This is a genomic window from Nocardia sp. 348MFTsu5.1, from assembly GCF_000383535.1.
In the GTDB taxonomy this organism is placed as follows: Bacteria; Actinomycetota; Actinomycetes; order Mycobacteriales; family Mycobacteriaceae; genus Williamsia; species Williamsia faeni.
This window is the reverse complement of record NZ_KB911518.1, coordinates 143,560-166,945: the sequence shown is the minus strand read 5'-3', so window position 1 is coordinate 166,945 and position 23,386 is coordinate 143,560. Positions and strand designations below refer to the sequence as shown.

Here is a 23,386-nt window from a genome sequence, read left to right as displayed (position 1 = left end):
CCGTAGTTACCGCCGAACGGGCCCTCGTCACCGCCGAGCGGGCCAAAGTTGCACATCTGAAAGATATTTGGGCAAGCCAAGATCTAGGGTGGCCAGATGGCACATTCGATCGAGCTCATTTTCGATGAGGTCACGAACACTATCATCGGTGAGCAGTGGCGAAAGCTGGCCGATGCCGGGTTGCCGAGTCAGGGCAGCATCCGGTCGACGTCCAATCGACCTCATGTCACCCTGATCGCGGCAGACTCGATCGACGCCACCGCCGACGTGGAGCTCAGCGCCATCCGTGGTGTTGCCGGGATGACCATCAATATCGGGGCACTGCTGCTGTTTTGGGGTCGCCGCGGGACTGCAGCCCGTCTGGTTGTCCCATCTGATCACCTATTGGACATCCATGCCCAGGTGTTCGACGCGACCTGCCCACATATCGGCGGACGGCCACTCGCCCACGTCTCACCCGGCAGCTGGACCCCACACATCACCCTCGCCCGTCGACTGGTCGAAGGTCATCTCGGACATCTGATGAGGGCGCTCAGCGAGGGACCCGAGATGTTCACCGCACAAGTCGCCGGACTGCGTCGCTGGAACGGCGACACCCGCGAAGAGTTCCACCTCGTCTGACGGGCGTCAACCGGCAACAAGCCGCTCGATTGCATGCAACGGCAACGGCAACCAGCTCGGTCGGTGACGTGCCTCGTACACCGCTTCATAGACGGCCTTGTCGAGTTCATAGGCCCGGAGCAGCGCGGAGTTGTCACGCGGATCCTCACCGGTAACGGCTGTGTACCCGTCGCAGAAGGCCGACGAGTTCCGGTCCACCCACTCCAGGGCCCGAAATTCGCGCTGCCCGGTCGCCCCTGGCGATCCCTGGCTCAACAGATGGTGGCCGGCGTAGTCGAACGAGCGGAGCATGCCGGCGACATCTCGCAAGGGACTGTCTGGCAGACGTCGCTCGGCCACCGACTTGAGTGGCTCTCCTTCGAAGTCGATCAACAACCAGGTCAACGGCGTTCGCAGAACCTGGCCGAGATGGAGATCACCGTGGATCCGTTGGACGCGCGTGGCACCCACTTCAGCGGCCTGATCGAAGACCGCCAGCACCGGCTCACGCAGGTCTTCCAATTGCGGAATCGATTGTGCCGCAGCATGCAATCGAGCTCGCATGTCGTTGATCATCGAACTCTCACCGTTGCGTTCGGTCACGCCGAGGCTCCGCGCAAGATCCGCATGTACATGGGCCAGCGCTGCGCCGAGGCGCTCCGCATCCCCGGAGAAGTCACTGCCCAACTCGGCCGCATGCAGGTCGGCCTCGGTGAACAGATCACGAACGCTGATCAGCGCCATGCTCCACCCATCCGCGGCGTTCTCGACAAACTGCTGTGCCATCGCCAACGTCGTCGGCTCACCATCGATGTCTGCCTCGATCCAGCCGCGAAGCTCTGCCACATGCTCACACCCGGCTTCGCTGAGGGCTCGATGCAGTTCCACGTCGGGATTGATCCCGACCTCGAGTTGGCGGAACACCTTGAACAGCAACGATTCGCCGAATACCACCGAGGTGTTGGACTGTTCTGCGTTCATGACCCGACCAGGCGACTCCGAGTCGAGGACACCGCCGGGCAGCGTCTCGAATCGCAACGGCCCGATGCGCTCACCATTGGCCAAAGCGGTGAGGAGGCGGCCCGTCAGATCCGGATCGTGCAATCCGTCGTACGCAGATGCCTTGTCCGGCAAATCATCGGTCAACGCCCAGGACAGCAATGGCTCCGACAGATGCGTTCGATACCCGACCGGGATCTGGTACCGCAGGGCGGGACCGGTGATGAAGTCGACAGAAACCAGGACATGTTCGGCCGCATAGCCTTCGTCGGAGGCCAACGGAACCCGCAGGATCACCCGGACCGCCAATATGGCCCGATCCTTCGCCGAGAACCACCGTTGATGTGGGAGCCACGCCTTCAATCCGTCGGCCAGGTCCTGGTCATCTGGCAAGTTCACGGTCATGGTTGCACCGCCGCCTCTGCTTCACTGCTGAGTGGATACACGTGGGCAATTCCGGCATCAGCTGGATCAGGTTGCAAGGCAAACCAATAGAACCCGTGCCCGGGCAACGTCACAACGTAGGAATCGGACTCGATCTTGGGAAACGGAATGGACCCCGTCAGTTCGACCGGGATCCGGCCGTCGAACGTCGACAGGTCCATGATCACGGCCTGCGGGAAGCGTGACAAATTGTTGACACAGAGGATGACATCGCTGGACCGGCGTTCTTCGGCCGACGGCGCCAACTCCCGGAGGTACGTGAGCACCGACGGGTTGCTGTTGCCGAGCTCGGTGAACGTCCCCAGCCCGAAGGCCGGATGTTGCTTGCGCACCTCGATCATCCGCCGGGTCCAATGGAGCAGCGTGTTGGTCGAGTACATCTGCGCCTCGACGTTGAGTGCCTGGAATCCGTAGGTCGGATCCATGATCACCGGCAGGTACATCCGCGCCGGATCGGTCCGGGAGAAACCGGCGTTGCGATCGGGTGTCCACTGCATCGGCGTACGCACTGCGTCACGGTCACCGAGCCAGATGTTGTCGCCCATTCCGATCTCGTCCCCGTAGTAGAGCATCGGGGATCCCGGCAGGCTCAGCAGTAGCGCGGTGAACAACTCCAGTTGATTCCGATCGTTGTCGAGCAACGGCGCGAGTCTGCGCCGGATCCCGATGTTCGCCTTCATCCGCGGGTCTTTGGCGTACTCGGCGTACATGTAGTCCCGCTCTTCGTCGGTGACCATCTCCAACGTCAACTCGTCGTGGTTGCGCAGGAAAATCGCCCATTGCGCCGACTTCGGAATCGGCGGCGTCTGGTCGAGGATCTCCGAGATCGGGAACCGGTTCTGGCGTCGGACCGCCATGAAAATCCTTGGCATCAGCGGGAAGTGGAACGCCATGTGGCATTCGTCGCCGATGTCCGGCTCACCGAAGTACTCGACGACGTCGGCGGGCCACTGATTCGCCTCGGCCAGTAGGACACGCCCCTGGTACTCGTCGTCGACCACCTTGCGGCATCGTTTGAGAAACTGGTGGGTCTCGCTGAGATTTTCGCAGTTGGTCTCGTCCCGCTCGTACAGATAAGGCACCGCGTCAAGCCGGAATCCGTCGATCCCCAGGTCGAGCCAGAACCGCAACACGTCGATCATCGCCTCGGCGACCTCAGGATTGTCATAGTTGAGGTCGGGCTGGTGAGAGAAGAATCGGTGCCAATAGTATTGCTTGCGAACCGGATCCCACGTCCAGTTGGACACCTCGGTATCGACGAAAATGATGCGGGCATCGGGATAACCCGAATCATCGTCGGCCCAGACGTAGTAGTCGCCGTACGGCCCTTGGGGATCCGAGCGCGACTCCTGGAACCACAGGTGGCTGTCGGACGTGTGGTTCATCACCAGGTCGGTGATGATGCGTATCCCCCGACGGTGGGCCTGGTCGAGCAGCTCGACAAAGTCTTCAACCGTGCCGAACTCGGGCAGGACGGTCCGGAAGTCCCGAATGTCATAGCCCCCGTCCCGCAACGGTGAATCGTAGAACGGCGGTAGCCACAGGCAGTCGACGCCAAGCCATGCCAGATAGTCGAGCTTGTCGGTCAGGCCCCGGAGATCACCGACTCCGTCGTTGTTCGAGTCGTTGAAGGCGCGAACGAGCACCTCGTAGAACACGGCCTTCTTGAACCACTCGTGGTCCACACGTACTGGCTTTGCGTGATCGAAGTCGTCGGACTGTGCCTCGACCAGGTGTCCATCGGCTGTGTGTTCAGCCTCTGCCGGGTCATATGGCGGTCGCGATGAGTCCGGTTGATTTTCCAGGGGCATGCGCACCTCGGGTTGTCAGCTCGGCGTTCTTCTTCGGTCCAACCCTACGTGTTGCTGACCGAGTTGGCCCGGACTGCGACCAACCCGGATCACGTTTATCCACACAGGCGGTCGTCATCCACATTTCGCGGATGGAACCAAAGTTCCTGTCGGCACGTCACATGGCACGAACAACAATTCGACAGCGATCGCCCGGGGGCGACGACAACGCCGGGGGGCATTCATGGGGGAACAGTTCAAGGCATCGCCGACCGAGATCAGCGGCCTCGGTAACTACGTACTGGCGGTCAACGACGGCGTGACGCAAGCCGTCAACCTGGTCAAGCAGCACACCGCGGCCACCGGTGAGTTCAGAGGCCTGATGGTCGCACTTCGTGAGCCCATCGACACGCTGCACGCAGCGACGTGGACCCGCCTTGAAACCCTTCCGCCATCGTTGTCCGGAACCAGCGTCAGCCTCAAACAGGCTGCGTGGAACTACACCAGCACCGAACGCACATCGGCACTGGGCTTCGAACACACCAAACAACAGATCATCGACAAGGCTCCGTTTGCACCACCATTCTCGCGGTCGTCGATATCCGGAACACCGGAGAACAACGATCGATTCATTCGATGGGACGTAGTCGACGACGTTCCGGGAGCAGTCGCTTTCCGGACTCCCACGCCGGTGGATGTCATCCCGCCACCCAGCGAGAACGTCGACTGGAACGCCCTGATCGAAGATACCGCCGGATGGCTGGCTGACGCCGATTCAGCCATTGAACGACTTGTTCGCTGGAGCCCGCTCACTACGGCATTGAATCCGCTCGCCGGAAACTGGTTGGAGCTCAAGCGCATCGGCAACACGTACGGCAAGGCCGGCACTGCGCTTGGAACTTCGGGCGACGACTTGATTTGGTCCAGCAAGGAAATCGACAGCTACTGGGATGGTGCGGCCGCAATTGCGTACACGACCTACAGCACCAACATGGCCAACGGCCTCGAATGGAATGCTGCGGCAGGAAGGCTGATCGACACGGGCCTGCAGATCGCGGCCCAAGGACTCGAAGACGCGGCGCGGGCAACCATCGAGCTGATCAAGGAGGGCCTATCCCGACTGATCAAAGTCGATAGCTGGCAGGGCGTTCTCAAAGTCGCCGCCAAAGTCATTCCCTACGCCGGGACGGCCGCTGCGGTAGGCGAGGTGAGCGCCCTGCTCACAGAAGTCGGCAAAGAGGTCCATCAGATGATCGAAGCCATCACCTCCACAATCGACGCGCTCAAGGCCTTCATCGAGTTCTGCGAAGACCCGATCGGATCGACGAGCGGTCAGATGGATGCAGTCGCGCAACGGAAGATCGATGAGAAGTTACAACCGATCAACGCCCTGGTGAATGAGTACAACGCGGCCGAGGCAAACGCCGAACAAAAGGCGCAAGACGTCGAAGACCTGTTGACAGCAGCGGATATTCAAGCGTTGTTGAACCAGCCAAAGACACCGTTCAGCGTCGGAACCGATAATCAGCCGTGGGAGGATGCCCAGTGAGGACAATGCCGAACACCCTTCTGTTCATTGCGCTCGTCGTGTTCGCATCCGCGTGCACTACCACCAACGAAGGCGACAATGCGGGCATGTCCGCCGCGTCCGGCGAAGAGATCGTGCCCGGTCTCACGAAACCAATCATGCCGTTGTCCGAAGACGCTCGCCAATTCTTATCGCCGCAAGAAATCTGCGACACGCTCACCCCAGAAGACATGGCCCCACTCACCGACGGCGAAGTCACCGATAAACCAACCCCTACAACCGATCTGGGGCTGCCTGGATGCAAATGGCCAGTCGAGAACGGCTGGGGATGGCTGGAACTATCGGTCTTCGAACCGGTCAGCGTGGATGCCCTCATCACGATCTCAGAAGAGCAGTACCAGGTCGGCAACAGCACCGGCTATCAAACATTCCCGGACGCCGTCTACAGCTGCCGAGGAATTGTTGTTTCGCCCGGGGCTCCCGACGGTTACGTCCTCGGCGTCGCGTTGGACAAAGCGATTGGAACGACGCCGGCCAACCCGGACTTGTGCGAACTCGCGATACCGCAGACCGTAAAGGTCCTGGAAAGGCTGGGGTGGTGACGATGCTTTCGCACGATGATTTCGGGAATGCGTTGAGGAAGTTGCAGGGCTCGATGGACAACCTGGCCACCTCGACCATCCGGGCGCGGAAGCGCGAGTTTGCTCCGGTTGAGATCACAACCGGCCGGACCGAGAGTTCGAATCGACCCGACGACTACCACCTGTTCTGTACCGACAAGCAGGCCCGCGACGCCGAGTTCGCCCGGCGGAAGGTTGCGGCTGTAGACAACTGGTATTTCGACCTTGCCGGCAGCAGCCAGCCCATGCGAGAAATCACAGAAGTAGAAACCCGATCGCTGCACAAGCGGGTCGAGGAATTATTCGTCCGGGAATTGAACGAATACCTTTACCACTACCCAGAAACCGAGTACAAGAATTGATCATCCGAACACGGTTGACAACAGCCGCCCTTGTCCTGGCTGTGGCATTCTCGGCGGCGTGCAGTGACGAGGGCGGCAACGCAACTTCCGGAACAGCTGCACCCCAACAATCCAGCGCCGAGGTGCCTCAGGAATTCGATGATGCTCTCAGCGACCTCGAGAATTCGATGAACGACCTCGGCGACGCCACCGACCGCGCCAACGACCTCGATTTCCCACCGGTGGAGATCAACACCGGCGAGGAAGCTGAAGAACCCCGCGACAGCGACGCCGACCACAAACGGTTCTGTGTCGACGCAGAAGCTCGCACGGCCGAACTCGAGCTGCGCACGCGGATCGCCGTCAAAGCCTGGTATTTCGAACTCGCGGAATCCACCAAACCCATGCGGGACATCACCGACAAAGAGACACAGGAGATTCACAAACAGGTCGAGAATGATCTTGCCAAAGAACTGAAGGCCTACCAGTCGTCACATCCCGACGTCACCTGCGCGGGATAGGTGACAACCGGGGTGCGGCCGGCTATCTGCGAAAGAGCTTGTTCCCCAACCACACCAGCGGATCGTACTGACGGTCGACCACTCGCTCCTTCATCGGGATCAAGGCATTATCGGTGATCTTGATGTGTTCGGGACACACATCCGTGCAGCACTTGGTGATGTTGCACAGTCCCAGGCCGTGTTCGGACTGCGCCGAATCACGTCGTTCGGCGACGTCGAGGGGATGCATGTCGAGTTCGGCGACACGCATGAGATAACGCGGACCGGCAAAGTTCACTTTGTTCTCTTCGTGGTCCCGAACCACATGGCAGGTGTCTTGGCAGAGGAAACATTCGATGCACTTGCGGAACTCCTGCGATCGCTGCACATCGACCTGCTTCATCCGGTACTCCCCCGGCTTCAGACCTTCGGGCGGTGTGAAGGATTGGATCTCGCGGGCCTTGTGATAGTTGAACGAGACATCGGTGACCAGATCGCGGATCACCGGGAAGGTCCGCATCGGCGTGACGGTGATGACCTCGTCCTCGGTGAACGTCGACATCCTGCACATACACAGGAGTTTGGGGCGACCGTTGACCTCCGCCGAGCACGACCCGCACTTGCCGGCCTTGCAGTTCCAGCGGACCGCCAGGTCCGGCGTCTGGGTGGCCTGCAACCGGTGGATGATGTCGAGCACCACCTCACCGTCGTTGGCCAGCACGGTGTAGTCCTTCAATTCACCGTCGTCGGCGTCACCACGCCACACCCGGAACTTCGCGTCATAGCCCATGTCAGTTCTCCCTGTTGCCCCCGGCGTCGGGGTGACCGGCGATCTCACCGGCGGTGTAGTACTTCTCGATCTCGGTGAAATCGAAGAGTTCCAGCAGCTCCGGGCGCATGGGGGTCTGTTCCTCCTTGACCACCGTCACCTCCGGGACCGACGAATCACTGCTGAGGTCGGCCGTACAGACCAGCAGTGTGTTGCGCCAATTCGGATCCATCGCAGGATGATCGTCGCGGGTGTGACCACCACGACTCTCGGTGCGCAGCAGTGCCGCCTTGGCGACGCATTCGCAGACCAGCAACATGTTTCGCAGATCGACGGCCAGATGCCATCCCGGGTTGAACTGCCGGTGTCCCTCCACCTGCATGCCGGGCAGACGCGAGCGGATGTCGGCGAGGACTTCGATCGCCTCGGCCACCTCCGCCTCTTTCCGGATGATGCCCACGAGGTCGTTCATGGACTGCTGCAGGTCGGTGTGCAATGTGTACGGGTTCTCGGCCTTGCCCTCGGTCGGCGGATCGAACGGCGCCAGCGCGAACGCCGCCGCCCGGTCGACGTCGGCCGGGGAGACGGTCGGCCTGGTCTTCAGAGATTCGATGTACGACGCCGCACCGAGCCCGGCCCGTCGACCGAAAACCAACAGATCGGATAAAGAGTTGCCGCCCAAGCGATTTGAGCCGTGCATGCCGCCCGAACATTCACCGGCCGCAAACAGGCCCGGCACCCGGGCCGCGCCCGTGTCCGGATCCACCTCGATCCCGCCCATCACATAGTGACAGGTAGGGCCCACCTCCATGGGTTCGGCCGTGATGTCCACATCGGCGAGCTCTTTGAACTGGTGGTGCATCGACGGCAGCCGGCGGATGATCTCGTCGGCCGGCATGCGGGAGGCGATGTCGAGGTAGACACCACCGTGTTCGGTGCCGCGGCCCGCCTTCACCTCTTCGTTGATGGCCCGGGCGACCTCGTCACGCGGCAGCAGGTCCGGTGTGCGGCGGGCACTGTCGTTGTCGGCCAGCCACTTGTCGGCTTCTTCCTCGGATTCTGCGTACTGCCCTTTGAACACCGGCGGAATGTAGTCGAACATGAACCGTTTGCCGTCGGTGTTCTTCAGGACACCTCCGTCACCGCGAACACCTTCCGTCACGAGGATGCCCTTGACGCTCGGTGGCCAGACCATGCCGGTCGGATGGAACTGGATGAACTCCATGTTGATCAGGGTGGCACCGGCCCGCAACGCGAGTGCGTGTCCGTCACCGGTGTACTCCCACGAGTTTGACGTCACCTTGAACGATTTACCGATACCTCCGGTGGCGACCACCACCGCCGGGGCTTCGAACAGCACAAATCGACCGGATTCACGCCAGTACCCGAACGCGCCCGCGATGGCATCGCCATCTTTGAGCAGTTCGGTGATGGTGCATTCGGCAAATACCTTGATGCGCGCCTCGTAGTCACCGGTGGCCGCGTAATCCTCCTGCTGCAGCGAGACGATCTTCTGCTGCATGGTCCGGATCAGTTCAAGACCCGTCCGGTCGCCGACGTGCGCCAGCCTCGGATAGGTGTGGCCGCCGAAGTTGCGCTGGGCGATTCGGCCGTCCTCGGTCCGATCGAACAGCGCGCCATAGGTTTCCAGCTCCCAGACCCGATCCGGCGCTTCGCGGGCGTGCAATTCCGCCATCCGCCAGTTGTTCAGGAACTTGCCGCCGCGCATGGTGTCTTTGAAATGGGTTTGCCAGTTGTCTTTCGAGTTGGCGTTCCCCATCGACGCGGCACACCCACCCTCGGCCATCACGGTGTGCGCCTTACCGAACAATGACTTACAAACCACGGCGACGGAGTAGCCCTTCTCGCGGGCCTCGATGACCGCCCGCAGACCGGCGCCCCCGGCACCGATGACTATGACGTCGTATTTGTGGCGTTCGGTTTCCGTCATCTAGCAATGGCTCCTAAGCGTGAAATCGATTGCGCAACAGGTGTTGCGCACAGGGCAGCGGGTCAATTCACGAATCGCAGGTCGGAGATGGTGTCGCTGGCCACCAGCATGATGTAGCAATCGGTGAGCATGAGCGTGCCGAGCGTGATCCAGGCGAACTGCATGTGCCGGGTGTTGAGCTTCGACACCTGAGTCCAGATCCAATACCGGATCGGATGTGCCGAGAAGTGCTTGAGGCGACCGCCGGTGACGTGACGACACGAATGGCAGGACACCGTGTAGGTCCACAGCAGAATCACGTTCACCAGCAGGATGATGTTGCCCAGTCCGAAGCCGAAACCGCCATCCTTGCCGTGGAATGCGGCGAGTGCATCGTACGAGTTGATCAGCGAAACAATCACTGCCGCATAGAAAAAGTAGCGATGCGCGTTCTGGATGATCAGCGGAAGACGGGTCTCCCCGGTGTAGCGAGTGTGCGGCTCGGCCACGGCACAGGCCGGCGGTGAGAACCAGATCGAACGGTAGTAGGCCTTGCGATAGTAGTAACAGGTCACCCGGAACCCGAGCAGGAACGGCAGAACCACGAACCCCAGTGGAATCCACATGGGGAGTTCCGGGAACGGTGTCCCGAAATGGCTTGATCCCGGCACACACGACTCGCTCAGACACGGCGAGTAGAACGGCGAGAGGTAGTGGTAGTCCGCGACCCAATAGGCGCTGCGGATAAACGAACGCACCGTCGCATAGATGATGAACGTCGACAGCCCAAGGACCGTCAGCAGTGGCGACAGCCACCATCGATCAACTCGAAGGGTTCGCACCAGGATGCGCGCCCGTCCGGGTGAGAAAACCCCGGTTGATTCCCGCTCAGACGCGGGGGCGCTCACTTCGTTCGCTCACGCGAGTGGAAGCCCAGCCCTTCGTCTTGCGCACCCAACCAAGCCGACTCGTCTGATTTGCTGTCCGGCACGTAGACCACGTCGTCCTTGCCCACCGGCGCCCGAAGCACGGGCGGTGGGGACTGTTCGAAGTCATGGAGGTCGATCTCGAGCCGATCCAGATCATTGGTCATCCTGCGGACGGCGTCAACGTCGCCGTACTGCAGCTTCAGGGTCACGATGTGATGCCGCAGCGTCCCGATGCTGCGATGGAGTTCGTTCATTTCGGCTGATGCCATGGCGTTCCCTCCAGGACCTATGTGATACCGACCACAGTACTGGCCGGACCCATTCAGTCAACGGTTTTGACCGAACGTGTCGGACATCCCGTCCGCCTTGGCTCGCAGAACTTCGCTCTCCCTTTGGTTTCCGGCCATGTCGGCTGCCTTCCGCAACTCCGCCCGTGCCTCGGGGTACCGCTCCAGACGTGCCAGAAGTTCACCTCGGACCGCCGGCAGCAGATGCGACCGCGCCAGGGCCCCGCCGTCCACGAGTTCGTCGACGATCTCGAGCGCCGGGCCGGGACCCGATGCCATCGACACCGCCACCGCCCGGTTGAGGTCGACCACCGGCGACGGCGCCAGCCGACCCAGCGCCTCGTACAGCACCACGATGCGTTGCCAATCGGTGTCCTGGGCCGTCACCGCGGTGGCATGACACTGCGCCAGGGCGGCTTGCAGCCCGTAGGGCCCGCGACCGCGACCGCAGTCATCGGCACGTGCGAGTGCGGCTGTGCCACGGCCGATCTGGGCCCGATCCCACTTACCACGGTCCTGATCAGACAGCAGAATCGGAGTCCCGTCGGCGGCGATCCGTGCACGGAAACGTGATGCCTGGAACTCCATCAGTGCAACCAGGGAGTGCACCTCTGGTTCGGTGGGGACCAACTCCGCCAAGACGCGTCCGAGGCGCAGTGCCTCTGTGCACAGTTCGGAGCGGATCCAGCGATCGCCGGACGACGCCGAATAACCCTCGTTGAACACGAGATAGATGACGCTCAGCACCGCCGACAGTCGCCGGGGATAATCCTCGCGAGGCGGTACCTCGAACGGCACGTTCGCGGCCTTCAGTGTCTTCTTCGCCCGCACGATGCGCTGCTGGATCGTTGAGGTCGACGTCAGGAAAGCCTGCGCGATCTCGTCGGCGGTCAGGCCGGCGACCACGCGCAGCGTGAGAGCGATCTGACCTTCCCGGGCGAGCACCGGGTGCGCCGAGACGAACACCAGCCGCAGGACGTCGTCGTCGATGTCGTCCGGATCCCAGCCGAGTTCGGCGTCGGGCCGGGTGTCCAGGTCGCGGGCGATCGCGGCATATTTGGCATCCAGCCGCTCCTGCCGCCGCCAACCGTCCACCGCACGTCGTTTCGCGACGGTCGTGAGCCAGGCGCCCGGGTTACGCGGGACGCCTGACTCCGGCCACGTCGACAGCGCCTCCACCAGCGCTTCTTGTGCCAAATCTTCGGCCAGGCCCACATCGCCGACCATCCGGGTGAGGGTGGCGATGATCTTCGCGGCCTCGATCCGCCACACCGCATCGACGGTGCGGCGGGTGACCTCAGACGAAGGACTCGACAAGGTCAGTGAGCGCGCTGCTCGTTCTTCTCACGCCACTGTTGCTGTTTCTGGATCCACTCGTTGTCCGGATCGAACTCGGCGATCTCTGCGACGCGCCGAACCTCCAACTTCACGCCGGCACCAAGGGGGCAACGCGTTGCCCATTGCACCGCCTCTTCCTTCGTCGACGTCTCCAGAATCCAGAAACCGGAGAACAGCTCCTTGGCCTCGGCGTAGGGCCCGTCGGTCACCACCGGAGGTTCGGCGTCGAAGTCGACCACGAACCCGTCCTCGGGTCCGGTCAACCCCTCGGCCGACAGCAACACCCCGGCCTTGATCAGGGATTCGTTGTAGGCACCCATCAAGGCGATGATCTCGTCGAAAGGGATGTCCTTGCTTGCTTCTTCGGCCTCTGGAGTGGCCCGCATGATCAGCATGTACCGCATTGTCTTCTCCTCATTCGGTTTGTGGTTCGAGGTGTCGTCGTCTTGCCCTCACCCATACGTCGAACAAGCATCGACCAGATCGACACGACCGCGGAAGAAAGTTTTCTCCTAGTGCGCGGCCTCATCCCAGGAACGGCCGTAACCGATCGACACATCCAGTGGCACGGACAATTCGATCGCGCCACCCATCTTCGTCCGGACCAGTTCTTCGAGTTGGACCTGCTCACCGGCCGCAACTTCGAAGACCAATTCGTCGTGAACCTGCAGGAGCATCCGGGAGCTCAGGTTCTGCTCCGCGAGTGCCTTCTGCACGTCGATCATCGCCACCTTGATGATGTCGGCGGCGGTGCCCTGGATCGGCGCGTTGAGCGCGGCCCGTTCGGCGACATCGCGGCGTTGCCGGTTGTCGCTGTTGAGGTCGGGCAGGTAGCGCCGGCGACCGAACAGGGTCGACGTGTACTCGTTGCGACGGGCCTCCTCAACGGTCTCGCGCAGGTAATCCCGCACGCCACCAAATCGGGTGAAGTAGGCCTCCATCTGGTCTTTGGCCTCGCCGGTACTGATCTTGAGCTGCTGCGACAGACCGAACGCGCTCAGTCCGTACGCCAAGCCGTAACTCATCGCCTTGACCCGCCGCCGCATGTCCGGGGTGACCTCTTCGATCGGTACACCGAAGGCCCGTGACCCGACAAAGCTGTGCAGGTCTTCGCCCGTGTTGAACGCCTCGATCAGCCCCGCGTCACCGGATAGATGCGCCATGATCCGCATCTCGATCTGGCTGTAGTCAGCGGTCATCAGGCTCTCGTAGCCATCGGCCACCACAAAGCCCTGACGGATCTGGCGACCGGCGTCGGTCCGCACCGGGATGTTCTGCAAATTCGGATCGGTCGACGACAATCGGCCGGTCGCGGCGACGGTCTGATTGAACGTCGTGTGGATGCGACCGTCGTCCGAGACGGTCTTGAGCAGTCCGTCGACGGTGACCTTGAGCCGGGTGGCATCGCGATGGGCCAGCAGGTGCTCGAGGAACGGGTGACCGGTCTTCTCGAACAGGCCGGCCAGCGCGTCGGCGTCGGTGGTGTAGCCGGTTTTGGTCTTCTTGGTCTTCGGCATCTCCAGCTTGTCGAACAACACGACCTGCAGCTGCTTCGGTGACCCGAGGTTGATCTGTTCGCCGATCACCTCGTACGCCAGGTCGGCCGACTGCCGGACCCGCGCGGCAAAGCCCGACTCCAGCTCTGCCAGGTGCGCGGTGTCGATACCGATGCCGGCCGCCTCCAACTCGGCGAGGACGAACAACAGCGGCAATTCCATGTCGGTCAGCAGCGATGCCGAGTCGATCTCAGCGAGCTCTTCGTCGAACCGATCGGCCAGCTCGCCCACCGCCTGTGCCTGCAACATCGCCTGGTCGGCGGCGGCCTGGGCACCGGAATCCTCGTCGAGCAGCGACATCTGGCCGTTGTCGGCCACGGCGTCGGCCACGAGTTCGCGCTTGAGGTAGCGCAGCGCGAGATCGTCGAGGTTGAACGACCGTTGCCCCGGTCGCACCAGATAAGCGGCCAACGAGGTGTCGCTGGTGACACCGCCGAGGCGCCATCCACGTCCACGCAGAGCATGGAAAGCCCACTTGGCCTCGTGAATTGCCTTGGGCACGTTCACATCTGCCAGCCACGCGACAACCGCGGTCTCGTCGTCGGGGCCGATTTCCGCGGGATCGAAGTACGCCGATTCGCCATCGGCCGCGGCGATCGCCACACCGGTGACGTCCGACCCGTCCACCCGATGAGGACCGACCACGGTCACGCCACTTCGCGCACCACCCGGAGCAGCATGGGCGGTCAGCCAGGCTGCGACCTCACCGGCACCCAGCATGCTGCCGCGCAGGTCGAAGCCGGATTCAGCTTCGGGTTCGGTCGACGTCAATGTGCTGAAGAGCCGGTCACGCAGGACGCGGAACTCGAGGTCGTCGAAGAGCTGATGAATCTTGTCGCGATCCCACGGTGCCAGCACCAGGTCGTCGGGACCGATGGGCAGGTCCATGTCGCGCACCAGTTCGGTGAGCTGCCGGTTCATCTGGACACTGGCCAGGTGCGCCCGAAACGATTCACCGACTTTGCCTTTGACCTTGTCTGCGTTGTCGACCAACCCGGAAAGTGAACCGTATTCACGGATCCACTTGGTGGCCGTCTTCTCCCCCACACCGGGGATGCCGGGCAGGTTGTCGGACGGATCACCGCGCAGTGCCGCGAAGTCCGGGTACTGAGCGGGTGTGAGTCCGTACTTCGTCTCGACCTCTTCCGGCGTGAAACGCGTCAGCTCGGAGACGCCCTTCTTCGGGTAGAGAACAGTCACGTTGTCGCTGACGAGCTGGAGCGAGTCCCGGTCTCCGGTGACCACCAGTACGCGATAGCCCTGTGCCTCGGCCCGGGTGGTCAGGGTCGCGATGATGTCGTCGGCCTCGTAACCCTCCTGGGCGTAAACCGGAATCCCCATGGCGCCCAAGACATCTTTGGTCAGGTCGACTTGACCACGGAACTCATCGGGGGCAGAACTGCGCTGGGCCTTGTATTCGGGGAACACCTCGGCGCGGAACGTCTGCCGCGACACGTCGAAGGCGGCGGCGATGTGCGACGGCGCCTCGTCACGCAGCAGGTTGATGAGCATCGAGGTGAACCCGTACACCGCGTTGGTGGTCTGTCCCGACGCTGTTTTGAAGTTCTCCGCCGGCAACGCGAAGAACGCGCGGAACGCCAGCGAGTGACCGTCGAGCAACATCAGGGTCGGGCGCTCACCCGATTCGGTTGCGGACTTCGCCGTTGCACGGCCGGGCTGACTGATCTGGGCAGGACTCACGGGTCCAAGTGTATGGAGCGGGGCCGACACGCCCTGCCATACGGGGCAGAAACTCGTGATTTCGCACTGTTTTTCGAGGTCGGGAACTCAGTTACGCAACGGTTACGGCGAGGAAACTTAGAAAGCCTGCCGAGTGCTGCCACTGGTTATAGAGTCCGCAAAGATGACTTTCCGCCGCTCGGCAGACTGCCGGGCGCCGACCATATTCGGGAGGACGCACGCGTGATGCCCCATCCTGCTCAACGGATACGGGTCTTTGGAGCCAGAGGGGGTGCGGCGGCGTTACTCGGCCTGCTGATCTCACTCATGTTCGCCGGTCTGATGGGCTCCGGCCTGGCCGCCGCGGCACCAGAGGCTCCCGCCGATGACACCGTCCGAGTGTTCGGAACACTGCGGAACGGTTCTGAACCCGTTGCCGGCGTCCAGATCGATGCGAAGGATCCGGCCGGTGCGGTTGTCGAGTCGACCGTCTCCGCAGCGACCGGCGCCTGGGAAGTGTTCGTGCCGCCGGGCAACTATTCCGTCAGCATCGTGGCATCCACGGTCCCGAGTGGGGTCGAGGTCCAGCGGGACACCGTCGAGGTCACGGTCACGCCGGGATCGCCACGCCCCGTCATCTTCCTGTTCGGCGAGGAGAGAAAGAGCAACGAGGTCTCCCCGGCCGAGGAACTCACCCGGCTCACGATCGACGGCCTGCGGTTCGGCTTGATCATTGCCATCTGTGGTGTGGGTCTGAGTCTGATCTTCGGCACCACCGGCCTGACCAACTTCGCGCACGGTGAACTGGTCACCCTAGGTGCGGTCGTGGCCTGGTTCTTCAACGTGAAGTTGGGCATCCAGCTCATCCCTGCCACGATCCTGGCGATCATCGCCGGAATCGGGATCGGCATGCTCAACGAGTTGGCCATCTGGAGACCGCTACGAAAGCGACGATCGGGCTTGATCGCGATGCTGGTCATCTCGATCGGTCTCGCGCTGATCATGCGCTACCTCATTCTGATCTTCTTCTCCGATCGCGCCGAACCGTTCGACGACTACCAGGTGCAAAAGCAGATCGGATCAGGCGCCTTCGCCATCACGCCGGTCAACCTGTGGTGCATCATCATCAGCCTCGTCGTGCTGCTCCTGGTGGCGCTGATGCTGCAGAAGACGCGTATCGGCAAGGCGATGCGAGCGGTCGCCGACAACAAGGACCTGGCGGCTTCCTCGGGCATCAACGTCGACCGTGTGATCCTGTTCGTGTGGACGTTGGCCGGTGGGCTGGCCACACTCGGCGGCGTACTCCTCGCGATGTCCGAACTCGGCGGACGTGTCCAATGGGAGATGGGATTCAAACTGTTGCTGCTGATGTTTGCCGGCATCACGCTCGGCGGGCTCGGTACGGCCTACGGCGCATTGCTCGGCTGTGTGATCGTCGGCCTGCTGGTCCAGGTGTCGACGTACTGGATCGATCCCGACCTCAAATACATCGGAGGCCTTCTGGTCCTCATCGTCATTCTCACCATCAGACCCCAGGGCATTCTCGGGTCCAAAGCGAGGATCGGCTGACACATGGATATCATTTCGGCACTTCAGATCTCGATTGCCCAACTGGTCGGCCCGTCGGCCATCTTCTACGCCCTCCTGGCCATCGGCCTCAACCTGCACTTCGGTTATGCCGGACTGCTCAACTTCGGCCAGATCGGCTTTGCGCTGCTCGGCGCGTACGGCGTCGGCATCATGGCCGACAACTACGACCAGCCACTGTGGATCGGCGCTCTCGTGGGCATCATCGCCGCGGGTGTCCTGGCATTGGTCCTCGGCTTCCCCACCCTGCGTCTTCGGGCGGACTATCTGGCCATCGTCACCATCGCCGCATCGGAGATCCTGCGACTGGTCTTCCGCTCGACCGCGGCCGATGACTTCACCCACTCCACGAATGGCATCTTCGGCTACGCCGGCGGGTTCTTCGAATACAACCCGTTCGAAAACGGCAAGCAGTACTCGTACTTCGGCGTGAAGTTCCAGGGCACCGATCTGTGGGCGATGGTCGTCGGCTGGTCGATCGTGCTGCTGCTCTGTCTGCTGGTGTGGCTGCTCGTACGCAGTCCATGGGGTCGGGTGCTCAAGGCGGTTCGTGAGGACGAGGACGCCGCTCGCTCACTCGGCAAGAACGCCTACTTCTACAAGATGCAGGCGCTCATCCTCGGCGGTTGCATCGGCGGTATTGCCGGCGTCTACAACGCGATACAGACGCAATCGGTCAACCCCGACTTCTATTCGACCGCACAGACGTTCTTCGCCTACGGAGCGCTGATTCTCGGCGGTGCCGCAACGGTTTTCGGTCCGGTGGTCGGCGCAATGCTGTTCTGGTTCCTGCTTGCGATACCCGATGTCCTGCTCCGGCAGGTCACCACCGGTCCCGACGCCTGGTTCGATCTGTCCCAGCAGCAGGTCGGTGCCATCCGCTACGTCTTGTTGGGATTGGCGATTGCGCTGATGATGGTATTCAGACCGCAAGGAATCCTGGGTAACAAGCGGGAGGTGCAGCTCGATGCCTGATGGACGTCATCTGAAACCCGACCCCTCCGACGGTGTGCCCACCGGCGAGTCGATCACCCTGACCAAAGACGCCGTCCCGGCCACGCTGGCCGAACTCAAGACGTTCTCTGCGGCGGAACGTGCCGCGATCTTCGCGTCGGTGTCACCGGAGCCGGGCTCGGCCAAACCCGATCCGATCATCTCGATCGACGGGATCACCCGCACCTTCGGTGGCCTCAAGGCCGTAGATGTCGAGCATTTGGAGATCCAGCGCGGGTGCATCACCGGTTTGATCGGCCCCAACGGAGCCGGCAAGACCACATTCTTCAATCTGATCACCGGTTTCGACAAACCCGATACGGGAACCTGGGCGCTCAACGGCCACCAGATGGGAAGGGTTGTGCCACACCGGGTTGCCCGGAACGGCATGGTTCGAACCTTCCAGTTGACCAAGGCCCTGTCGAAGTTGTCGGTGCTCGACAACGTCCGGCTCGGTGCCCGACATCAAACGGGTGAGCACATGTTCGCCGCGCTGTTGCCGTGGATGTGGCGCAAACAGGAAGCCGAAACCACCGAGCGCGCATACGAACTGCTCAAGCGGTTCAAATTGGACACGAAGGCCGACGACTATGCCGGCTCGCTCTCCGGCGGTCAGCGCAAACTGCTGGAAATGGCCCGCGCGTTGATGACCAATCCGGAAGCGATCATGCTCGACGAGCCGATGGCCGGCGTCAATCCGGCGCTCACCCAGAGCCTGCTCGAACACATCAAGTCGCTGCGAGACGAAGGCATGAGTGTGGTCTTCGTCGAACACGACATGGACGTCATCCGCGACATCAGCGACTGGGTTGTGGTGATGGCGCAGGGCAAGGTCATCGCCGAATCACTCCCCGACCGACTCGGCGACAACGCCGCGGTGGTCGACGCCTACCTCGGCGGCCATCACGATCAGGCCCTCGAGTTCGACGACGAGGGCAACCCCGTAGGCGAAACCGCGCTGCTTGCCGAAAAGGTCGAGGCCGCGATCGAAGAAACCCTGCAGGCCGGTGGCGATCTGTCTGAACCGATCGTTCCCGGATCCGACGAAAAGCCCGGTGACACAGAACGACCCAAGAACCCGGACCGAGAGGACGAGGTATGAGCGGGCCCAGTTTGTCGAAATCTGGTGGAGCACAGCCAGATCGCGAGTTGACCCACGCTGAGCTGGCTGCAACCCCCGAGGTCCACCAGAAACAAGCAGTCAATGCTTTGCTCCGAGCGGACGACATCACCGCAGGCTATCTGCCCGGCATCAACATCCTCGAAGGCTGCAACTTCTACCTCGACGACGGTGAGATCGTCGGCATCATCGGGCCCAACGGCGCGGGCAAATCGACCCTCCTCAAGTCACTCTTCGGACTCATCCCGGTTCGGGTCGGCGCGGTGACCCTGCGTGGCGACGACATCACGTCGGCCAAGGCCCACGTGCTCGTCACCAAAGGTGTCGGTTACGTGCCACAGACTCTCAATGTGTTCGCCGCGCTCACCATCGAAGAAAACCTCGAGATGGGGATCTACCTACGCCCCAAGAAGTTCAACGAGCGATTCGAGTTCGTGTCGGAGTTGTTTCCGCTGTTGTCCGAGCGGCGCAAGGTGAAAGCCGGTGCGTTGTCCGGGGGTGAACGCCAGATGGTGGCCATGGGCCGTGCCCTGATGATGGAACCCTCGGTGCTGCTGCTCGACGAGCCATCGGCCGGTCTGTCACCAATGTTCCAGGACGAGGTCTTCATCCGGATCAAGAAGATCAACGCGACCGGGGTCTCGGTCGTACTCGTCGAGCAAAATGCCCGCCGTTGCCTGCAGATCTGCGATCGTGGCTATGTGCTCGACCAGGGCCGCAACGCCTACACCGATACCGGCATCAATCTCGCCAACGATCCCAAGATCATCGAGTTGTACCTGGGAACACTCGCGGGCAGCTCCGAGAAGAAGTAGCAGTACAGGCGAAACCAGCAACAGAGAAGGGGCCCAGGTCTTTCGACCTGGGCCCCTTCCTATTGGGTTGTGTAACTGTCGCTATTTGCGATCAGTTGTCGGAGACCACCTTGTAGTCGGCTGTCGGGGTGATCAGCTTGTTGTCGGCGTCGAACTCGAGAACACCGTACGAACCGATCGACGGTTCACCGGCGGCCACGAAGTTCAGTTCGCCTGTGACACCGTCATAGTCGATGTCGGTACCGGCCTTGACCAGTGCCAGGCACTCCTCGTACGTGGTGCACTTGGTGCCGTCCTTGGTCACCTCGTTGATCGCCGAGGCGATCGACTTACCGTTGGTCGACTTCACCACCTCTGCGGCAAGTGCCGAGATCACCACGGCGTCATAGCTTTCACCGGCGTAGTTGAAGTCGATCAGGCCGGGATCGACGGCCTTGAGCCGAGCTTCGAAATCCGGTCCCACCTTGGTCAGCGGTGTAGTGCCCTTCATCCCCTGGAGGATTCCCGGACCCACCGCCTCACCCAGTGCGTTACCCATGTTGCCGTCGACACCGAAGACGAGCTTGTCCTTCGGTCCAATTCCCACCTCATTCATGCGAGTGAGGATCTTGGCGCTCTCTTCGAAGCCGATGACGGCGATTCCGTCCGGATTGAAGTTCTTCACCTGGTCGACCTCAGCGTTGAACGACTGGGCGTTCGGGTCGTAGATGATCTTCTGGATCTGGTCGGACGGGATGCCGGCAGCTTCGAGGTCGGCGACGGTGTTGTCGGCCAGGCCGGTGCCGTACGGGTCGTTCAGCGCCAGGATGGAGACGCGCTGGGCGCCACCCTCGGCAATGACCTGTGCGAGGGCCTGCGCCTGAAGTGTGTCGGCAGGAGCGGTACGGAAATACATGCCCTGGTCGGCGTAGCAGGTGAACTCATCGGAGGTGTTCGCGGGCGAGAACTGAACCGCACCCGCGCTGGCGATCTTGTCGATCACCTTCAACGAGACCGAGGACGATGCCGCACCGACGATCACCTGGGTGCCGGCCGCGAGTTCGCGGTCGACAGTGGAGTTCGCGGTGTCAGTGGTGGTGTCGCCCGAGTCGCCGTCGACCTCTTCGACCGGCTTGTCGAGCACGCCACCGGCGGCGTTGACGTCCTCAACTGCAAGCTTGGTGCCGGCAAACATGGGCGGTCCGAGGAATGCCAGGGAGCCCGTCGCCGGAAGCAGCGTGCCGATCTTCAAGGGGGCCGTGCTCACCGGACCAGGCTGTGCCTGGGGGACATTGTCACCACAATCTGCGGCTGTGGTCGACGATCCACTCGACGACGATGCCTCATCCGAATCATCGTCACTGCTACATCCGGCCAATGCCAAGGCGGTAACTGCCAGGGCAACCGTTCCCCTCAAGAGATATCTGTGAGCCATCAATATTCTCCTCGCGGTGAATCCGCAAAACGTGGCGCGCCATCGACGACGCATACGACCGACGCTTGCTTCGGTAAAGCTAGCGCCAACGTGTTGCCCACGAGTAACGTTCGTGAAACTAGAGCCGCTTGGATCTCATGCCGTGATCTTTTCGAGACCTCGGTCATTCAACGTCGGGTTGATCCACGCGAAAAGCGTTCTGCCCGAAATCAGCTCGGCTTGGGACCGAGGGTTTCGATCACCACTTCGGCGACGGCCTTCATCGTGGTTCGGCGATCCATGGCCGCGCGCTGAATCCACTTGAACGCTTCGGGCTCGGTGAAGGCGTGGGACTGCATCAGGATGCCTTTGGCCCGCTCCACCAACTTGCGGATCTCGAGCCGCTCGGTCAGGTCGGCGACATCTCGTTCAAGAACATGAAGTTCGTTGTAGCGACTGACCGCGACCTCGATCGCCGGCACCAGATCCGCTTTGGTGAACGGCTTCACCAGGTACGCCATCGCTCCGGCATCACGCGCCTTCTCAACGAACTCACGCTGGCTGAACGCCGTCAGCATCACCACGGCCGCCAACCGCTTGCGAGCAATCTCGGCCGCGGCGTCGATGCCATCGCGGATCGGCATCTTGACGTCCATGATGACCAGGTCGGGTCGGAGCTCTTCGGTGAGATCGACAGCGACCTGACCATTCGGGGCCTCCCCTACGACGTCGTAGCCCTCCTCCCGCAACATCTCGATCAGATCCATCCGGATCAGCGAGTCGTCCTCGGCAACCAGAACCCGGCACGTCGAGGTAACCGACTCCCCACTCTTGGCTGCAATCGCGTCCGTTGTCGCCATCAGTCCACCTCCACATTGAAATTGCCCGGTCACCAGGCAAGAACCAGCAGCAACCCGTACTGCTTTCCCCGCCTCGATGTGAAGCAACAGTACCGGTTTGGTTGGCGTGAGGCCTGTCCTCTAAAGTGACTTCTGCGACGAGCCCCCGTAGCCCAATTGGCAGAGGCAACGGATTCAAAACCCGTCCAGTGTCAGTTCGAGTCTGACCGGGGGCACCACATTCGCACAGGTCAGAGGTAGTTTCACTACTCTTCACCATCGTTCGATTCAATCCCGGTACGCAGACGGTACGCAGCAGTTTCAGCTGCAGCGTCCATTGCCTTGGAAATTTCGTCCAGATCGTCCGGCATCAGGTGCCCGTAACGATCCAATGTCATCGTCGCCGTCTTGTGCCCCAGCAGCGTCTGCAGCACCTTCACGTTCGCGCCGGCACTGATCGCCAGCGACGCGCAGGTGTGCCGCAGTTGATGCGGGGTGATCGTTGGGAACGCCGGCGAGGCTTCCACACACCGCTTCACTGCGGGGTCGAAAACCCACCTCAATGCGCCGATGGTCAGCCACTTAGTCGAGCCGGTCGGCGGCCATACCAATCCGCCGACCGATCGCTTGCCGATCTGCTCACGCAAAGGCTCCAGGGCGACCGTCGGCACCGGGACGGTGCGAGACGAATGATTCTTGGTCGTACCTTCCACGTATCCCTGTCCGCTTACGTGCGTCGCCGACCGTCGGACTCGGATCCTCCCCTTGTCCAGGTCGACGTCACCAACACGGAGTGCTATCGCCTCGCCGAATCTCAGACCGCAGTATCCGAGGACCAACACCAACGACTTGAACTGCCGGCACTCCTCCGCCAGCTGAAGAAGCTGCAGGTGATTGAGATAGACATGCTCGGCTTCCCCTCGGCGCGGGAGTTCGACGTCGTCGGCCGGATTTCTCATCAGCAAGCCACTCTTGACCGCATATTTCAGTACCGCTGAGAGTGTTTGGTGCGCCTGAATCACCCTCGATGGAGACAATCCCCTGTCAACAAATCTCGAGCTTCCACCAACGCCGCTGAGGCTACTGACCCAGGTTTGGATGGACGCGAAATCGATGTCGACCAGTCGCTCATCTTCCCACCGAGGTAGCACCACGGTGTCGAGCAAGCTTCGGTAGCCCGCAAACGTTTTCGGCTTCAACCCAGCCTTACTCAGCATCCAACGTTCAGCGACGGTCTCGAACCGCTCCTTGCTCTTGCCAGGTTCCACCCACGTCCCGGCGACCATAGCTGCGGTGTTGCTATCGAGCCAACCCTGAGCGTCAGCTTT

Annotated in this window: 21 protein-coding genes and 1 tRNA gene; 10 read left to right on the top strand and 12 right to left on the bottom strand. The window is 61.8% G+C overall.

Annotated features, from left to right (window positions below; genetic code table 11):
* The first annotated feature begins 96 nt into the window (after positions 1-96).
* Positions 97-621: a 2'-5' RNA ligase family protein gene (locus tag H290_RS0119140; RefSeq protein ID WP_020108440.1), complete on the top strand. Its 525-nt coding sequence runs from the start codon at positions 97-99 to the stop codon at positions 619-621.
* 6 nt (positions 622-627) lie between these two features.
* Here the strand turns inward: H290_RS0119140 and H290_RS0119135 are convergent, their stop codons facing one another.
* A complete protein-coding gene (locus tag H290_RS0119135; RefSeq protein ID WP_020108439.1) occupies positions 628-2,004 on the bottom strand; it encodes a hypothetical protein in 1,377 nt (458 codons plus the stop codon).
* The gene (gene treS / locus H290_RS0119130; RefSeq protein ID WP_020108438.1) at positions 2,001-3,854 is read right to left on the bottom strand and encodes a maltose alpha-D-glucosyltransferase; all 1,854 of its coding nucleotides are present in this window, start codon (positions 3,852-3,854) and stop codon (positions 2,001-2,003) included. Before treS ends, H290_RS0119135 begins: the two co-directional genes overlap by 4 nt.
* A gap of 223 nt (positions 3,855-4,077) precedes the next feature.
* Between treS and H290_RS30330 the strand changes: the two genes are divergently transcribed.
* The 4 genes from H290_RS30330 to H290_RS0119110 all read left to right on the top strand — a co-directional run bounded on the left by H290_RS30330 (position 4,078) and on the right by H290_RS0119110 (position 6,843).
* Entirely contained in the window at positions 4,078-5,382 is a 1,305-nt protein-coding gene (locus H290_RS30330) for a hypothetical protein (RefSeq protein ID WP_020108437.1), read from the top strand.
* 137 nt (positions 5,383-5,519) lie between these two features.
* A complete protein-coding gene (locus H290_RS0119120; protein WP_196809587.1) occupies positions 5,520-5,963 on the top strand; it encodes a hypothetical protein in 444 nt (147 codons plus the stop codon).
* A gap of 2 nt (positions 5,964-5,965) precedes the next feature.
* A complete protein-coding gene (locus H290_RS0119115) occupies positions 5,966-6,343 on the top strand; it encodes a hypothetical protein (protein ID WP_036519560.1) in 378 nt (125 codons plus the stop codon).
* A 14-nt stretch (positions 6,344-6,357) separates the two neighbouring features.
* Positions 6,358-6,843, top strand: a complete 486-nt coding sequence (locus H290_RS0119110; protein WP_155976934.1) for a hypothetical protein — start codon at positions 6,358-6,360, stop codon at positions 6,841-6,843.
* 22 nt (positions 6,844-6,865) lie between these two features.
* Here the strand turns inward: H290_RS0119110 and H290_RS0119105 are convergent, their stop codons facing one another.
* The 7 genes from H290_RS0119105 to polA all read right to left on the bottom strand — a co-directional run bounded on the left by H290_RS0119105 (position 6,866) and on the right by polA (position 15,332).
* Complete coding sequence (locus H290_RS0119105; RefSeq protein ID WP_020108433.1) at positions 6,866-7,612, bottom strand: succinate dehydrogenase/fumarate reductase iron-sulfur subunit; 747 nt, start codon at positions 7,610-7,612, stop codon at positions 6,866-6,868.
* 1 nt (position 7,613) lies between these two features.
* A complete protein-coding gene (locus tag H290_RS0119100; RefSeq protein ID WP_020108432.1) occupies positions 7,614-9,542 on the bottom strand; it encodes a fumarate reductase/succinate dehydrogenase flavoprotein subunit in 1,929 nt (642 codons plus the stop codon).
* Between the two features lie 62 nt (positions 9,543-9,604).
* On the bottom strand, positions 9,605-10,429 hold the full coding sequence (locus tag H290_RS0119095) for a hypothetical protein (protein ID WP_028463395.1): 825 nt from the start codon (positions 10,427-10,429) through the stop codon (positions 9,605-9,607).
* Entirely contained in the window at positions 10,426-10,719 is a 294-nt protein-coding gene (locus H290_RS0119090; RefSeq protein ID WP_020108430.1) for a hypothetical protein, read from the bottom strand. The genes H290_RS0119095 and H290_RS0119090 overlap by 4 nt, the downstream gene beginning before the upstream one ends.
* Before the next feature lie 57 nt (positions 10,720-10,776).
* On the bottom strand, positions 10,777-12,054 hold the full coding sequence (locus tag H290_RS0119085; RefSeq protein WP_020108429.1) for an RNA polymerase sigma factor: 1,278 nt from the start codon (positions 12,052-12,054) through the stop codon (positions 10,777-10,779).
* 2 nt (positions 12,055-12,056) lie between these two features.
* A complete protein-coding gene (locus H290_RS0119080; RefSeq protein ID WP_020108428.1) occupies positions 12,057-12,479 on the bottom strand; it encodes a YciI family protein in 423 nt (140 codons plus the stop codon).
* Positions 12,480-12,587: 108 nt separating this feature from the next.
* Entirely contained in the window at positions 12,588-15,332 is a 2,745-nt protein-coding gene (gene polA, locus H290_RS0119075; protein ID WP_020108427.1) for a DNA polymerase I, read from the bottom strand.
* Positions 15,333-15,638: 306 nt separating this feature from the next.
* On the opposite strand from polA, the gene H290_RS0119070 reads away from it, so the two are divergent.
* Genes H290_RS0119070 through H290_RS0119055 form a run of 4 tightly spaced genes read left to right on the top strand, consistent with a single transcriptional unit; the run spans position 15,639 to position 19,826 of the window.
* Positions 15,639-16,880, top strand: coding sequence for a branched-chain amino acid ABC transporter permease (locus H290_RS0119070; RefSeq protein ID WP_020108426.1), 1,242 nt, complete (start codon positions 15,639-15,641; stop codon positions 16,878-16,880).
* A 3-nt stretch (positions 16,881-16,883) separates the two neighbouring features.
* Complete coding sequence (locus H290_RS0119065) at positions 16,884-17,873, top strand: branched-chain amino acid ABC transporter permease (protein WP_020108425.1); 990 nt, start codon at positions 16,884-16,886, stop codon at positions 17,871-17,873.
* On the top strand, positions 17,866-18,993 hold the full coding sequence (locus H290_RS0119060) for an ABC transporter ATP-binding protein (protein WP_036519556.1): 1,128 nt from the start codon (positions 17,866-17,868) through the stop codon (positions 18,991-18,993). The genes H290_RS0119065 and H290_RS0119060 overlap by 8 nt, the downstream gene beginning before the upstream one ends.
* Positions 18,990-19,826 carry an ABC transporter ATP-binding protein gene (locus tag H290_RS0119055; RefSeq protein ID WP_051122114.1) on the top strand — a complete coding sequence of 279 codons (837 nt, stop codon included), beginning with the start codon at positions 18,990-18,992 and terminating at the stop codon, positions 19,824-19,826. The genes H290_RS0119060 and H290_RS0119055 overlap by 4 nt, the downstream gene beginning before the upstream one ends.
* Positions 19,827-19,917: 91 nt before the next feature.
* On the opposite strand, the gene H290_RS0119050 is transcribed toward H290_RS0119055, so the two are convergent.
* Both H290_RS0119050 and H290_RS0119045 read right to left on the bottom strand, forming a co-directional pair.
* Positions 19,918-21,240: an ABC transporter substrate-binding protein gene (locus H290_RS0119050; RefSeq protein ID WP_028463392.1), complete on the bottom strand. Its 1,323-nt coding sequence runs from the start codon at positions 21,238-21,240 to the stop codon at positions 19,918-19,920.
* 209 nt (positions 21,241-21,449) lie between these two features.
* Entirely contained in the window at positions 21,450-22,079 is a 630-nt protein-coding gene (locus tag H290_RS0119045) for an ANTAR domain-containing response regulator (protein WP_020108421.1), read from the bottom strand.
* A 141-nt stretch (positions 22,080-22,220) separates the two neighbouring features.
* On the opposite strand from H290_RS0119045, the gene H290_RS0119040 reads away from it, so the two are divergent.
* Positions 22,221-22,297, top strand: a tRNA-Leu gene (locus H290_RS0119040).
* Between the two features lie 27 nt (positions 22,298-22,324).
* Here the strand turns inward: H290_RS0119040 and H290_RS29230 are convergent.
* Positions 22,325-23,326 carry a site-specific integrase gene (locus tag H290_RS29230; RefSeq protein WP_231373751.1) on the bottom strand — a complete coding sequence of 334 codons (1,002 nt, stop codon included), beginning with the start codon at positions 23,324-23,326 and terminating at the stop codon, positions 22,325-22,327.
* Positions 23,327-23,386: the final 60 nt, after the last annotated feature.

Excerpts from the sequence above, each read along its gene's own strand:
- H290_RS0119140 (WP_020108440.1), top strand. The coding sequence starts at position 97 with ATGGCACATTCGATCGAGCTCATTTTCGATGAGGTCACGAACACTATC.
- H290_RS0119135 (WP_020108439.1), bottom strand. The coding sequence starts at position 2,004 with ATGACCGTGAACTTGCCAGATGACCAGGACCTGGCCGACGGATTGAAG.
- treS (WP_020108438.1), bottom strand. The coding sequence starts at position 3,854 with ATGCCCCTGGAAAATCAACCGGACTCATCGCGACCGCCATATGACCCG.
- H290_RS30330 (WP_020108437.1), top strand. The coding sequence starts at position 4,078 with ATGGGGGAACAGTTCAAGGCATCGCCGACCGAGATCAGCGGCCTCGGT.
- H290_RS0119120 (WP_196809587.1), top strand. The coding sequence starts at position 5,520 with ATGCCGTTGTCCGAAGACGCTCGCCAATTCTTATCGCCGCAAGAAATC.
- H290_RS0119115 (WP_036519560.1), top strand. The coding sequence starts at position 5,966 with ATGCTTTCGCACGATGATTTCGGGAATGCGTTGAGGAAGTTGCAGGGC.
- H290_RS0119105 (WP_020108433.1), bottom strand. The coding sequence starts at position 7,612 with ATGGGCTATGACGCGAAGTTCCGGGTGTGGCGTGGTGACGCCGACGAC.
- H290_RS0119100 (WP_020108432.1), bottom strand. The coding sequence starts at position 9,542 with ATGACGGAAACCGAACGCCACAAATACGACGTCATAGTCATCGGTGCC.
- H290_RS0119090 (WP_020108430.1), bottom strand. The coding sequence starts at position 10,719 with ATGGCATCAGCCGAAATGAACGAACTCCATCGCAGCATCGGGACGCTG.
- H290_RS0119080 (WP_020108428.1), bottom strand. The coding sequence starts at position 12,479 with ATGCGGTACATGCTGATCATGCGGGCCACTCCAGAGGCCGAAGAAGCA.
- H290_RS0119070 (WP_020108426.1), top strand. The coding sequence starts at position 15,639 with ATGTTCGCCGGTCTGATGGGCTCCGGCCTGGCCGCCGCGGCACCAGAG.
- H290_RS0119065 (WP_020108425.1), top strand. The coding sequence starts at position 16,884 with ATGGATATCATTTCGGCACTTCAGATCTCGATTGCCCAACTGGTCGGC.
- H290_RS0119060 (WP_036519556.1), top strand. The coding sequence starts at position 17,866 with ATGCCTGATGGACGTCATCTGAAACCCGACCCCTCCGACGGTGTGCCC.
- H290_RS0119055 (WP_051122114.1), top strand. The coding sequence starts at position 18,990 with ATGAGCGGGCCCAGTTTGTCGAAATCTGGTGGAGCACAGCCAGATCGC.
- H290_RS0119050 (WP_028463392.1), bottom strand. The coding sequence starts at position 21,240 with ATGGCTCACAGATATCTCTTGAGGGGAACGGTTGCCCTGGCAGTTACC.
- H290_RS0119045 (WP_020108421.1), bottom strand. The coding sequence starts at position 22,079 with ATGGCGACAACGGACGCGATTGCAGCCAAGAGTGGGGAGTCGGTTACC.